This is a genomic window from Amycolatopsis sp. cmx-11-32 (assembly GCF_047608695.1).
In the GTDB taxonomy this organism is placed as follows: domain Bacteria; phylum Actinomycetota; class Actinomycetes; order Mycobacteriales; family Pseudonocardiaceae; genus Amycolatopsis.
The window spans coordinates 411676-424628 of sequence record NZ_JADNQN010000001.1 but is presented as its reverse complement, the minus strand read 5'-3'; the positions used below and the strand labels follow the sequence as shown (position 1 = coordinate 424628).

The following is a 12953-nucleotide window of genomic DNA, read 5'->3' as shown; positions in this document are numbered from 1 at the left end:
TTCGCCGCGCCGACGCGTAAGGACAAGCGAGAATTACTGCAGGGAGCTTTAAGAAGAACTGTAAGATCGGACCATGCTGGACGTCCGCCGCATGCAGGTCCTCCGAGCCGTGATCAGCAGCGGCTCGATCACCGCCGCCGCCAGGAACCTCGGCTACACACCTTCCGCGATCAGCCAGCAATTGTCCACGCTGGAAAGGGAAGCCGGCGTCGAACTGCTCGAGCGCGTCGGACGCGGCGTGCGGCCGACGCCCGCCGGTTCGCTGCTGTCCGAACACGCGGAAACATTGAGCACCCAGCTCGCCAAGGCCGAGGCCGCGCTCACCGAACTCAAGGAAGGCCGCACCGGCAGACTCGCGATCCGCTATTTCGCGACGGCCGGTGCCTCACTGGTGCCCCTGGCCGTCGCCGCGCTGCGCCGGGACTTTCCGGGGGTCCGCCTCGAACTGAAACTGGTCGAGCCCGACGATTCGATGCTCGAGATCGAGTCGGGCAAGGCCGACGTCGCGATGATCGTGCTCCCGACGACCCTTCCCCGGGTCAAGGGTGTCGAGTACGTGCACCTTCTCGACGACCCGTACCGCGCGATCCTGCCGAAGAACCACCGGCTCGCCCGTAAACGCGTCCTCGATCTCGGCGAACTCGCGGAGGATCCGTGGGTCGGCGTCGACGGCCTGCCCGGCGCCTGCCGCGACATCCTGCTCGACGCGTGCGGCGCGGCCGGATTCGCCCCGAACCACGTCGTCGAATCCGAGGATTACCAAACGGCGCAAGGGTTCGTGGCCGCCGGGCTCGGAGTCGCGCTGATCCCGGAACTCGGCCTCGGCGCCCCGCACCCCGGCGTCGCGATCCGCAAGGTCCGCCGCCCCGATCCGGTCCGCTCCATCCATGCGGCCGTGGCCGCGCACGCCAGGGAACACCCCGCGGTGCGACGGTTCCTCAGCGCGATCCGTGAAGCGGCGAAAGCGGCCTGACCGGACAGGCAACCGGGATTGACCAGGCGGGCACGAAAACCGGCTGAGCTTGATCAGCCGTGCCGGCGGTCGGCAACCTGGCAGGGAAGCCACCGACCCCGCCGGCGAAAGGACCTCCGTGCGTCCCCTGATCATCCTGCACGGCTCTTGGCACCAGCCCGCCCATTTCGACGACATCGCCGAACGCCTGCGCCGGGAAGGCGTCGAGGTCACCGTTCCCGACCTCGGTGCGCGCCCGATCGCCGAAACCACCCGGACCGTCCAGGAAATCGTCGACCGAGCGGCCGAACCACCGGTGGTGCTCGCGCACTCCTACGGCGGAGTGACCGCCAGCGGGCTCCAAGGGGTCTCGCACCTGATCCTTCTGGCCGCGATCGTCAGCGAACCCGGTGAGACAGCTCAGTACTGGATCGAGCGGATCAAGGAGGAAACCGGACGCGAACCCGAGTCGCTGCCCTTGACCTTCGACGACGCGGGCATGACCCATCTCGACCGCACCGCCGTCCGCGAGGCCCTGTACGCCGACTGTTCGGACGCCGTCGCCGAATGGGCCACGGCCCTGCTGCGTCCGGAGCCCGTCACGATCTTCGACGAGTCGCCTGAGGGCGCGGCGTGGAAGGAAACCCCGAACACCTACCTCACCTGTGCCGAAGACCGGGCGATCGCACCGGAAATGGTCGCCCACTTCGCCGCACGGTGCGACACGCAGGTGACCTGGCGGGCGAGCCACAGCCCGTTCCTCAGCCGTCCCGTCGAACTGGCGGCACTGGTTCGCGAGCGGCTGTAGCCTGCCCGGTTGTTCAGATCAGGAACAGTTCCGCGAACAGCACCCCGATGAGGATCGCCGCCACCACGGCGCCCGCCGTGATCAGCCACTTCCGGGTGTCGGGCGACTTCGCCGCGGCCGGCGCGGGTGCGTACTGCTGCTGCGGCGGCGGCGGGTACTGCTGCTGCGGTGGGGGCTGATACTGCGGCGGCTGGTGCTGAGGGAACTGCGGAACCGGCTGCTGCGGCGCCTGCTGCATCGGCATCGAGGCAGGCATCGTCGGCATGGCGGGCGCGGTCGGCGGAATGAACGCCGTCTGCCGCCCCTCGGTGATCGCGCCCAGCGAGCGGACGGTGTCGGCCATCGTCGGCCGCACGTCCGGCTCGGCCCGCAGCATCTTGCGCAGCGCACCGGCCAGCGGACCGGCGGTCTGCGGCGGCCGTTCCGACGACTCGCCGTCCTCGCCGAACGGCGGTACGCCTTCGACGGCCGTGTACAGCGTCGCGCCCAGCGAGAACACGTCGGACGCCGAAGTCGCCGGTTCGCCGCGCGCCACCTCGGGCGCCCGGTAGGCCGGACTCGCGCCGCCACCGGTGATGCCGATATCGGTGAGTTTCACGCCGCCGTCGTCGGCCAGCAGGATCGTGCCCGGCTCGACGGTCCGGTGCACCACCCCGGCCTCGTGCATCGCGGCCAGCGCGCGGCCGAGCATGATGCCCAGCGCGGCGGCCTGTTCCGCGGTCAGCCTGCCGTGCTCGGCCAGGAAGGTCGACATCCCGCGCGACGGGATGTACTCCATCACCAGCCACACGTCCGGGCCGTCGGGCAGCACGTCGTACACCTTGATGGCGGTGGCGTGCTCGAACTTGGCCGCGTCCTTGCCCTCCTGGACGACGACGGCCTTGGCCTGCTCCGCCCGGTCCGGCGGCAGACCGACGGGCAGGTACATGCGCTTCATCGCGACCGTGCGCAGCAGACGTGTGTCGAACGCCAGCCACACGATGCCCGCCCGGCCACGCCCGATGGGCTGGTCCAGGCGGTACCGGCCGCCGACGATGGAACCTTCAGAACTCAATGGATCACGTTCCGGCGGGAGTCGGGGTCGTTGTCGGGCTCGGGGTAGTGCTCGGCGGAGGGTCGTCAGGGGAAGACGGCGGCTTCGGAGTCGACTTCGGAGTCGACTTCGGCGGGGTCGGCCGATTCGGCTCCTGCGGCTGAGTCGCCTTGCTCGAAGTCTTCTTCGACGAGCCCGCCGTCTCCTTGGGCGGCTCGGCCGATTGCGTCTCCGACGGCGATTCCGTCGTCTCGGGCGCCGAAGACGTCGCCGACGGGGTCGGCTTCGTAGAAGAGTTCCCCACCTGCGCGGGCGTCTCCGGGTTGTTCGGGCTCAGCAGCCAGAAGCCCAGCGCGGCCAGCGCCACGACCACGACACCGCCGATGATCGCGGGTTTCTTCCACGCGCCCGGCTTCTCGTCGTCCTCGTCCGCCGGGCTGGTCTGCGCACGGGTGGGCGGCGGTGGGGGAGGAGGAGGCGGGTCGTCGTAATCGTCGTAGGAATCGTTGTCGTAGTCGCCCGTGGGCACCGGGACGGCGCGTGTGGGCTCCGGGCCACCGGGGTGGCCGCGTTCGGACAGCAACGCCGTCTCGTCGTAGTTGTCGTACCCGTCGTAATCGTCTTCCGGGTACTTCGACGCGGGCGGTTGATGGTAGTCGTCCTCGTCGTCGTAGTACGGTCCCGCCGCGGCCTGCTCGTCGAGGAGTGAGCCCGAATGCCCGGCCGCCTCACTGTCGAGCGCCTGGGTCACGCCGGCACCCGCGAGCGCGCCCGCGACGGGGGCGGCGAGCACGGTTTCGTCCGTGGGACCGCCCAGCGGCGTTTCACCCCGCGCGACAGCGGCGAGGAGTTCCTCGCACTCTTCGGCGGTGGGTCGGTGCCGGATCTCCGGATGCAGCAGCACGGCCAGCACGCTGGCGAGCGGGCCGGACTGGCGCGGTGGGATGATCTGCCCGGCCGCGACCGCGTGCAGCAGGCTCAGCGTGTTCTCACTGAGGCCGAACGGCGGCTGGCCTTCGCAGGCCGCGTAGAGCGTCGAGCCGAGTGAGAAGACGTCGGACTCGGGGCCCGGGTCGCCGCCGATGGCCACCTCGGGCGCCAGATAGGCGGGGGTTCCGGCGATCATCCCGGTCTTCGTGACCGTGACGTCGTCCTTGGCCCGCGAGATGCCGAAGTCGGTGATCTTCACGGAGCCGTTGGGCGCCAGCAGGATGTTGCCGGGCTTGATGTCCCGGTGCACGATGCCGACCGCGTGCGCTTCGGTCAGCGCCGCCGCGACCTGCGCGCCGATCCTGGCCACCTCGATCGGCGGCAGCGTCCGATGCTCCTGCAACTCCTGGGCGAGGCTGGTGGAGTTCAGGTACTCCATGATCAGGCACGGCTGCCCGTTGTCGTCGGTGACGACGTCGAACACCGAGATGGCGTTCGGGTGGTGCAGCCGGGCCGCGATCCGGCCCTCGCGCATCGTGCGCTGGCGGGCGTCCTCGGCGTCGTGAGCCTCGAGGCCGGGCTGCAGCAGCAACTGCTTGATCGCCACCGTGCGGCCGAGTACTTCGTCGTGCGCTTGCCAGACGGCACCCATCGCGCCCGTGCCGATCCGCCCGGCGATGCGATATCGACCGGCGACCAGGCGACCCTCGTCGCTCACGCGACCTCCCTTTGGGCTCCGTCTTCACGTCGCGGAGTGGTCCGCGCACGCGGTGCGGCCTTCAGCACGCCACAGCGTTGGAGCGTATGCACATGTAGTGGTCTGTGTGCCGGCTTTCCGAGACCGACTCGTGACAAGGCTAGGCCCTCACTCTGCGCACACACACGCGGTACGCTCTGATCGCCCTGGGTGGAGGGCTGTTTCACGCCCGGTATCCGTCACATGTGCTGCGCGGACAGCAGCCGGGCGTCGGTGATCAGACCCGTCGTCTCGTCGGCGAATTCCAGCACTTGCGTGACCCGAACCAGGCCGCCGTCCGGATTGCGCATGGTCACCACGGTGAGGATCGTGCCGTCGGCCTGCTCCCGGATGTCCTGGATCTGGATGGCGTCCATGGTGCTCCACGCCTGGATCAGCATGCCAGCTTCGGAGTCGGCCAGCACCGGCGTGAGCAGCGACTTCGCGCCATAGGGGTCGGCGTCGACGGTCTGGTAGAACTTTCGGACCGCGTCGATCTTGTCCTCGGCCGTGCTGATCGCGGCCGGTTTGGCGATCGGCTGCGAACTGGTGCTGCTGGCCGCCGAACCCCGCCGCGGGACCGGACCCGAGCCGGTGCCCGAAGCCGGATGGGCCGTCGTGCTGGTCCCCGGCGGCGTCGGCGTCTCCCGCTTCTGCCGCGGTTCGGTGGCGTCCGGGACGGCGAGCCCGCCGAGCGCGGCGGCTCCGCTCATCACCTCGGGCGCCGCGGCGCCCGGCAACGGGTCCTGCCGCTGGGCTCCCGCGAGCAAGCCCGCGGTGACAACGGCACCCGCGACCAGCAGTCCGGCGGCGACCAGGCCTGCCAGCTTGGCTCGCCGGGCGGCGCGGCTTTCCGGCTCTTCCTCGGGCTCTGGCCGTGGCGACGACTCTTCGCGGGTGCGGGCGGGAACGAACTTCTGCGGCTCGCGAAAGACCTGCTCCAGGTACTCGCGGTCGACGCGGTTGTCGTTCAGGATCTCTTCCGGGATGACGTCCTCGACACGTACGGCGTCCTCACGCCGTATGCGCTGTCGATCAAGCACGAAATTCCTCGCTCTGGTTTGGGGCAGACGTCAGGCCGTTCGGCCGACGCCTCTGATCCGCGGTCGTTTTCTGAACGGTGCGGACCCTGCTGTCGTCAGGTAACCCTGTGGAGACGGTCCGCGGCCAGGCTCTATCGCCGGAATGCCGTCGCGATACGACGAACGGCAGCTTAGGTCACCCACCCGGACCAGGGACAACCGCTCGCCGCTCCGCACGTGCAGCGGAACAGCACACCTGCACGTGCGTGGACACCTACATACCGTCGTCGACGATCTTGTCGTCGTCACCGAAGGTCAGCGTGCGCTGCTCCATGGTCTTCGTACCGTCTTTGTGGGTGACCTCGACGGTGTTGACGGTGACGCCACGGCGCTGGTCGATGCTGATCTTCTTCACCTCGAAGTAGGCGACTTCGGCGTAGCGCTCGCGGAGGCCCTGCGCACCTTCTTCGCGCAGACCACCGGAGGTGACGGAGGAGGCTTCGTGGGGGTCGGTGGTGACGGAGTTGAGGAAGACCTCGGTGTTGTCGCCCATCGCCTGCGCGTCCGGCTGCGACGCGTACCAGGGGGCCGTCGTGGTGGTGCGGTCGGCGGGCATGATCGGCGGCTTCCGCGGCCGATCGCTCGAAGACGGCGCGGGCCGCCCGCTCGTGACCGGTCCACCCGAGTCGGGCCGCGACCCGCCACCGCCGGTGGTCTCGCTGTCGGAGGAGGTGCCCGACTTGACGGAGCTGCGGTCGTCCTGGGGGGAGGAGTCGGTCTCGGAACCGGACGGGTTGCCCGCCGCGCCGCCCTGTGGCGGTGTGATCGGGTCGGCGGCGATGCCTTCGTTGGTCAACGGGCTGCCGCCGCGGTAGCCGGGCCAGCCGCCCTGGCTCTGCTGCTCCGATGCGGGTTTGCCGACCAGGAACGAACCGGCGAAGAGCAGGCCGATGACGACCAGCGCGGACGCGGACGCGGCGAACCAGGCGGCCTTGCGCCAGGTCTTGGGCGGGGTCACCGAAGCGGGCACCGAACCGAGATCGAAGGTGCTCAGGCCGTCGACGGGCGGGGCTAGGTAGACGCGGACGTCGTCGTCGCCGACCTCGGTTTCCACCGGTGCGGGGCGGCGGGGGGCGGGCGCCGTCAGTGTCACCTTCGTGCGCTGGGCGGCCTTCGCGCGCCGTTCTTCGGCGGTGGGCCGGACAGGTTCGGTGAACGCGACCTCGAGACGTGCCGGGCGTTCCACGGAAACCTCGCGTGCGGGCTGGGGGAGCGGCAGTCGGCCGCTCGATGGGGCGTAGCCGGGGCTCGGCGCCCTCCCGTTCCGCGGTGGCGGCAGGGGAAGGGAACCGATGGCGGGCGGGGCGAACTCGCTGTGCGCGTGATGCCCGTGCCCGGTTGGACGCTGCCGCCTCGGCGGCACGGGCGGGGTCCAGCCCTCGGTCCCGCCCGCCCGGTGGCGGCCCGGGTGCGCGGCGCCGTCCCGTCCGGTACGTCCCAGGTGTTCCACCCAGCCGGTCATGTCCGAGCGACCCCCTCGCGGGCCGTCCCTGACGGCGATGTGACACCGATCAAGCCGAACGGCGCAGCGGTTTCACGGGATCCCTCGCTTGCAGACTCCCGGGCACTCTCGTGAGCAAATGCACGAGCACGCGACTGTGGACGCGCGGGGCTATTGCCCCCGCACGTCGTTCGGGCATCGCCCGACCCAGACGCAAGGGTCTTCACGGGATCCACAGTAAAAGCTCGACACCCGCAAGTCTTCACCCACTCTGCAAGTTGCAGATGTTTCACTCGGTCGGGCGCGGCCGAACGGGCTTGATGACGTAACGCAATGCTATTCGTGCTGGTGAGGCCCCTCAGTTGCCGCTGCGGTACTTCTGCTGGGTCGACTGCAGGGCTTTGGTGGCGGTGATTCCACTACCCGCTGCAAGCAAAATGGCGATGATGTCGAGCGGCGTTCCCCCACTAGTGAGCAACCAGGCGAACAGTGAGGCTGCTGTGGTACCCGCTGCGATCGGCCAACGCGACTTGACGTACTGAGCGATGGGCGTACCGCCCGCTCGCTTACCCGCCGCGTTGTTCAACATGGCGAGATAACCGAGATGGCCCAACGCGGCGAGCACGCCGGCGATCGCGATCACGATGGCGATGAGGTTAATCATGTGTCCAGTTTGCCTGGTCCCCAGTCGCCATGGCTCGGGGAACACCCCTGAGTTTCTCCTCACGGCACGCGATCGTGATGCGGCCGCCTCGCGTTTAGCGGGCTGAACGCGATCCGGGTGCCGTGGGCCTGGAGGCGCGGGTCTAGCGCCCCAGCCTGCCCCGGCCCAGGTTCAGCAGCGCCATCGCCAGCTGCCGTCCCTCCGGCCCGAGTTCGCGGTAGCGCCCCAGCACGTCCATCTCGCGGTTGTAGACGATCTTGGTGCCGCCCGCGGCCATCCTGGCGGCGCCGATCGTCTTGGAGACCTCGACCCGGCGTTTGACCAGCCGCAGGATCTCACCGTCGAGCCAGTCGATCTCCTTGCGGAGCTCACTGATCTCCTCGGCCGTGGCGGTGGGTTCTTCGGCGTCCGGCTTCTGTGTGGTGTCCATCGGGACCTCTCTTCGGTCCGGATTCCCTGCTGGCCCCCGGAACAGCGTAAAGCCCCGGGGTCCGTGGACTCCGGGGCTTCGGGTGATGGCATAACGGCACTATGCGATCACGGGAGCCGGAGTCCGGTTCCCGTAAAAAAATCGCGTCGCGCGGTGCCGCATACCATCATTATGCCACAGCGAAGTCGTCCTCCGGCTTGAAGCGGCGCCGCGTCCCGCGGACGCGCGCGTGCACCAGGACGCTCATGGCCAGCCAGAACATCGGCATCGCAGGCCAGAAGAACGGCACGCCCGAAACCGTCCAGCGGACGATCAGCAGCACCGAAAGCACCACGGCGACCGCGAGGTGGATCCGCACCGCCGGATGCCCGAAGGCGACAGGGTGCCGCTTCGGCGTGGGTTTCGGCAGATCCGAGGTGAGCGTAGCGAGTTCGTCCGTGTACTTCGTGGAATACACGGTGCTGAGCCGGTCTTCTACTTCTTCGAGAGTGAGACGACCTTCGCCGCCGGCGGCCTGGATGAGCGAGGCGACCCGCTCCCGGTCGGCGTCGGCGGCCCTGAGCCGGGAGGAAATTCCGTTGGTGTCCATGGCATCCGATCCTCCGCCGCGAACACCGCCCGCGCGTCGGACGGCAGGCGGCAACAGCGCCTACGCCCGGCGCTGTAGCGTGGACCGGCGATGAACACCCTCTTCGATCTCCCAGCGGACGGCCCGGCCAAGCCCCGGCACGCGGACCTGCTCGACGACCTGAACCCGGCGCAGCGCGAGGCCGTGACCCACGCGGGCGCGCCGCTGCTGGTCGTCGCGGGTGCGGGTTCGGGCAAGACCAGGGTGCTGACCAGGCGGATCGCGTACCTGCTCGCCGAGCGGGACGTGCATCCCGGCCAGATCATGGCGATCACGTTCACCAACAAGGCGGCCGCGGAGATGCGGGAGCGGGTGAGCGACCTCGTCGGCCGCCGCGCCAACGCCATGTGGGTGTCGACGTTCCACTCCATGTGCGTGCGGATCCTGCGCCGTGAGGCCAAAACGCTGGAGATGTCGTCGAGTTTCTCCATCTACGACTCGGACGACACGAAGCGGCTCATCACGCTCGTCTCCCGTGATCTCGACATCGACCCGAAGCGGTACGCGCCGCGCACGCTGGCCGTGCACATCTCGAACCTGAAGAACGAACTGATCGATCCGGACACGGCGGTCGCCGACGCGGGCAACGACCTCGAACGCCGCGTCGCCGAGGTCTACGTCGAGTACCAGCGGCGGCTGAACCAGGCCAACGCCTTCGACTTCGACGACCTCATCATGCGGACGGTCGAACTCCTGAAGACCTTCCCGGACGTCGCCGAGTACTACCGGCGGCGGTTCCGGCACGTATTGGTCGACGAGTACCAGGACACGAACCACGCGCAGTACACCCTGATCCGCGAACTGGTCGGCACCGAGGCGAAGGAGGCCGCGATCGACCCGGCGGAACTGTGCGTCGTGGGCGACGCGGACCAGTCGATCTACGCCTTCCGCGGCGCGACCATCCGCAATATCGAGGAGTTCGAACGCGACTTCCCGAACGCGCGGACCGTGCTGCTGGAACAGAACTACCGCTCGACCCAGACGATCCTTTCGGCGGCGAACGCGGTCATCGCGCGCAACCCCAACAGGCGCGCGAAGCGGCTGTGGACCGATTCCGGCGACGGCGAGAAGATCGTCGGCTACGTCGCGGACAACGAGCACGACGAGGCGGCGTTCGTCGCGGGCGAGATCGACGCGCTGGCGGACAAGGGCGAAGCGGACTACTCCGACGTCGCGGTCTTCTACCGCACCAACAACCAGTCGCGTGTCTTCGAAGAGATCTTCATCCGCCTCGGCCTGCCCTACAAGGTCGTCGGCGGTGTGCGGTTCTACGAACGGCGTGAGGTCCGGGACATGCTGGCGTACTTGAGGGTGCTGGCGAACCCGGAGGACACGGTGAGCCTGCGCCGTGTCCTGAACGTCCCCAAACGCGGCATCGGCGACCGCGCCGAAGCGGTCATCGCGACGTACGCCGAGCGGGAGCGCATCTCGTTCGCGCAGGCGTTGCGCGGCGCCGTCAACGGTGAGGTGCCGCTGCTGAATCCGCGTAGCGCCAGGGCGATCACCGGTTTCGTCGAGCTGCTGGACGAACTCGGTGAAATCGCCGAGAGCGGCGCCGAAGTCGCCGACATCCTCGAAGCGGTCCTGGAGCGCACGGGCTATCGCGCGGAACTCGAGGAGTCCGACGACCCGCAGGACGCCTCGCGGGTGGAGAACCTGACGGAACTCGTCACCGTCGCGCGGGAATTCACCGAGTTCACCGCCGAGGTCGCTGGGCCGGACGGCGAACTGCCCGAGGCCGATCCCGGAGTGCCGGAACCGGGCTCGCTGCCCGCCTTCCTGGAGCGGGTCTCGCTGGTGGCGGACGCGGACTCGATTCCCGCGGCCGACGGCGGCGATGACGGCGACGGGCACGACGCCGGTGTGGTCACGCTGATGACCGTGCACACCGCGAAGGGCCTCGAGTACCCCGTCGTCTTCTGTACCGGTTGGGAAGACGGGATCTTCCCGCATATGCGCGCGCTCGGTGACCCGGCCGAACTGGCCGAGGAACGCCGTCTCGCCTACGTCGCGATCACGCGGGCCAGGAAGCGGCTGTACGTCTCCCGTTCGATGGTGCGCTCGGCCTGGGGCCAGCCGCAGATGAACCCGGCTTCGCGGTTCCTCGACGAGCTTCCCGACGAACTGGTCGATTGGCGCAGGCTCGCGCCGTCGTCGTCCTCCGGCGGCTTCGGTTCGTCGGGCGGCTCGCCGCGCGCCGCGACGACCTGGGGAAGCCGCGGTGGTGGCTCCGCGTCGCCGTCGAGGTCGACGGGCACGAGCCCGTTCGGCAAAGGCTGGAAGGACACTGTCGCGCTCAAGCTCGACATCGGCGACAGGGTCAGCCACGACAAGTACGGGCTCGGGACCGTCGTCGCCTGCGACGGAGCCGGCCCGCGGGCCACGGCGACGATCGACTTCGGTGCCGCCGGCAAGGTCCGGCTGATGCTCATCGGCAGCGTGCCGATGGTCAAACTATAGCCTGAACTGCGGTTTTATCACCGCGTTCGAAAACTGTCGGACCCCTCCCGTATACCTGTCGCATCGAACACGAGTTCGATGCGCTGGGGTATGCTGGAAAAGCCGGTGTCCCCCGACCAAGGGAGGGGGCGCACGGTGTGGACGGGGTCTTGTTTGGGGTTCTCGCCGCTGGGGTACTCGAATACCTGCGGGGTGTTGAAGAAGGGGCGGGACCGGATCGGGGTCCGGAACCGCCGGAAGTGCTCAGGCTGGTCGCGGCCTGGCGCGCGTTACTGCGGATGCACGAACCGGACGGGGCCGGACGGTGCGTCGTATGCGGGCACGCGCGGCGATGGCTGTTCGGGCCGCGGTCAGCCGGGTACCGGGAGGCTTCCCGGGGAATGGTCGCCTGGTGGCCGTCACTCAGACGGCGCCCGGCAGGACTCTGCACGGTGTGGCAAGTCGCCGTGGGGTACTTCGTCCGAAGACCGCCCGACGGTGTCGTATGAGCCCTTTGAGGGTCCGGAAAGCCGAACGTGCGCCGAGTCAGAGGACCTAAGACGCTCCCTTATGCCCGAAATGGGGGGAGCGGAGATTCCGAAGGCACGCCAGGGCGTCGTTGCCAGGCGTGCCCTTGGCGCGGGCGTGATCACCGATGTGGTGGGTGAGAAAGGACTCGATCAGCCGACGTTGACGCCGCGGGAGGCGAGCCACGGTCGCGGGTCGATCTTCTTCGTGCCGTTCTGCCACACCTCGAAGTGCAGGTGCGGGCCGGTGCTCTGGCCACGGTTGCCGACCTCGGCGATCTCCTCGCCGCACTTGACCTTCTGGCCTTCGCGGACGGAGAACGAGTTCATGTGGCCGTAGACGTGGACCGTGCCGTCGGGGAGCTGAACCTTGACCCAGAGGCCGAAACCGCTGGCCGGGCCCGCCTCGATGACCGTGCCGTCGGAGACCGCGACGATCGGCGTGCCGATCGGGGCCGCGAGGTCGATGCCGAGGTGGCTCGTGCCCCACCGGGCACCGAAGCCCGAGGTGAAGGTGCCCTTGGTCGGCATGCAGGTCTTGGGCCGCTTGGCCTCTTCGGCCGCCTTGCGGGCCGCGTCGGCCTCACGCTTCACACGGGCCTGGGTGATGCTGTTGTTGTCCGAGAGCTTCTGGGCCTCGGCCGAGGCGTTCGCCGACTGGCTGGTCGGCAGCAACTCGGGGGCGCCACCACCGGCTCCGCCACCGAGGGCGAACGAGGCGCTCGCGTCCTGGGCGCTGGCCAGCGGGGTAACGGCTGCGTCGGAGGATTCCGAAACGGACTTCAGAGTCTGCCCGGCAGCGGCGGCCGCGAAGGCGCCGGCAGCGACGGCCGCGACCACGACACGGCCACGAAGGGCCGAAGACGGGGGCGACAGTCGGTGCGAGCCCCGGACGCGAACGACCGCACCATCGAGTGCGTTCTCGAGCGCCGGGGAAGGAGCTTGGCCGCCGGGGGAGCGGTGTGAAGCCAAGACGGGGCCTTCCATGTTCGGGGAGTCGGATCAAGAGCCCGGGCGGGGGACCCGGTGAACGACCTCGGGGGTGGTTCGTTCAGAACTCTCATTCGTGATCTGACTGTAATGGGGACGTGGGGACAGTAACGAAGCGGCACCCCGATCAGCAAGATTCGGCCGCGCCCTCGGCCGATCGGGCGATGACGATCTGGCCGTTATCCAGTGAATATCACCCAAAGTTAGCTGGGGTTTACTCGTAACCTTGTGACTTGCGTTACAAGATCATGCGGCCGTTCGGGGTACCGGAGGGCCAGGAGGGAGGCAAACGA

General features: G+C 68.9%; 11 protein-coding genes. 3 read left to right on the top strand and 8 right to left on the bottom strand.

Annotated features, from left to right (window positions below):
- Positions 1–73: 73 nt before the first annotated feature.
- Together ACM6LR_RS02060 and ACM6LR_RS02055 are read left to right on the top strand one after the other, a co-directional pair.
- Positions 74–973, top strand: coding sequence for a LysR family transcriptional regulator (locus tag ACM6LR_RS02060; protein WP_414935859.1), 900 nt, complete (start codon positions 74–76; stop codon positions 971–973).
- A gap of 118 nt (positions 974–1091) precedes the next feature.
- Positions 1092–1760: an alpha/beta hydrolase gene (locus ACM6LR_RS02055; protein WP_414935858.1), complete on the top strand. Its 669-nt coding sequence runs from the start codon at positions 1092–1094 to the stop codon at positions 1758–1760.
- A gap of 13 nt (positions 1761–1773) precedes the next feature.
- Here ACM6LR_RS02055 and ACM6LR_RS02050 read toward each other — a convergent pair whose 3' ends face one another.
- The 7 genes from ACM6LR_RS02050 to ACM6LR_RS02020 form a co-directional block, all read right to left on the bottom strand.
- Positions 1774–2814 carry a serine/threonine-protein kinase gene (locus tag ACM6LR_RS02050; protein WP_414935857.1) on the bottom strand — a complete coding sequence of 347 codons (1041 nt, stop codon included), beginning with the start codon at positions 2812–2814 and terminating at the stop codon, positions 1774–1776.
- Between the two features lie 4 nt (positions 2815–2818).
- Positions 2819–4441: a protein kinase domain-containing protein gene (locus ACM6LR_RS02045; protein WP_414935856.1), complete on the bottom strand. Its 1623-nt coding sequence runs from the start codon at positions 4439–4441 to the stop codon at positions 2819–2821.
- Between the two features lie 218 nt (positions 4442–4659).
- Positions 4660–5502, bottom strand: a complete 843-nt coding sequence (locus ACM6LR_RS02040) for a hypothetical protein (RefSeq protein WP_414935855.1) — start codon at positions 5500–5502, stop codon at positions 4660–4662.
- Positions 5503–5755: 253 nt separating this feature from the next.
- The gene (locus ACM6LR_RS02035) at positions 5756–7003 is read right to left on the bottom strand and encodes a hypothetical protein (protein ID WP_414943044.1); all 1248 of its coding nucleotides are present in this window, start codon (positions 7001–7003) and stop codon (positions 5756–5758) included.
- Between the two features lie 337 nt (positions 7004–7340).
- Complete coding sequence (locus tag ACM6LR_RS02030) at positions 7341–7646, bottom strand: hypothetical protein (protein ID WP_414935853.1); 306 nt, start codon at positions 7644–7646, stop codon at positions 7341–7343.
- 142 nt (positions 7647–7788) lie between these two features.
- Positions 7789–8076: a chorismate mutase gene (locus tag ACM6LR_RS02025; RefSeq protein ID WP_414935852.1), complete on the bottom strand. Its 288-nt coding sequence runs from the start codon at positions 8074–8076 to the stop codon at positions 7789–7791.
- A gap of 169 nt (positions 8077–8245) precedes the next feature.
- The gene (locus ACM6LR_RS02020) at positions 8246–8665 is read right to left on the bottom strand and encodes a DUF1707 SHOCT-like domain-containing protein (protein ID WP_414943043.1); all 420 of its coding nucleotides are present in this window, start codon (positions 8663–8665) and stop codon (positions 8246–8248) included.
- A gap of 90 nt (positions 8666–8755) precedes the next feature.
- Here ACM6LR_RS02020 and pcrA point away from each other — a divergent pair, with 90 nt between their 5' ends.
- Positions 8756–11164 (top strand): DNA helicase PcrA, encoded by a 2409-nt coding sequence (gene pcrA, locus ACM6LR_RS02015; RefSeq protein ID WP_414935850.1) that lies wholly within the window; start codon positions 8756–8758, stop codon positions 11162–11164.
- A gap of 659 nt (positions 11165–11823) precedes the next feature.
- Here the strand turns inward: pcrA and ACM6LR_RS02010 are convergent.
- A complete protein-coding gene (locus tag ACM6LR_RS02010; RefSeq protein WP_414935849.1) occupies positions 11824–12510 on the bottom strand; it encodes a M23 family metallopeptidase in 687 nt (228 codons plus the stop codon).
- Positions 12511–12953 lie beyond the last annotated feature (443 nt).

Bases quoted from the DNA above. Each gene is read 5' to 3' on its own strand.
- ACM6LR_RS02025 (WP_414935852.1), bottom strand. From the start codon at position 8,076: ATGGACACCACACAGAAGCCGGACGCCGAAGAACCCACCGCCACGGCC.
- ACM6LR_RS02020 (WP_414943043.1), bottom strand. From the start codon at position 8,665: ATGGACACCAACGGAATTTCCTCCCGGCTCAGGGCCGCCGACGCCGAC.
- ACM6LR_RS02035 (WP_414943044.1), bottom strand. From the start codon at position 7,003: ATGACCGGCTGGGTGGAACACCTGGGACGTACCGGACGGGACGGCGCC.
- pcrA (WP_414935850.1), top strand. From the start codon at position 8,756: ATGAACACCCTCTTCGATCTCCCAGCGGACGGCCCGGCCAAGCCCCGG.
- ACM6LR_RS02060 (WP_414935859.1), top strand. From the start codon at position 74: ATGCTGGACGTCCGCCGCATGCAGGTCCTCCGAGCCGTGATCAGCAGC.
- ACM6LR_RS02030 (WP_414935853.1), bottom strand. From the start codon at position 7,646: ATGATTAACCTCATCGCCATCGTGATCGCGATCGCCGGCGTGCTCGCC.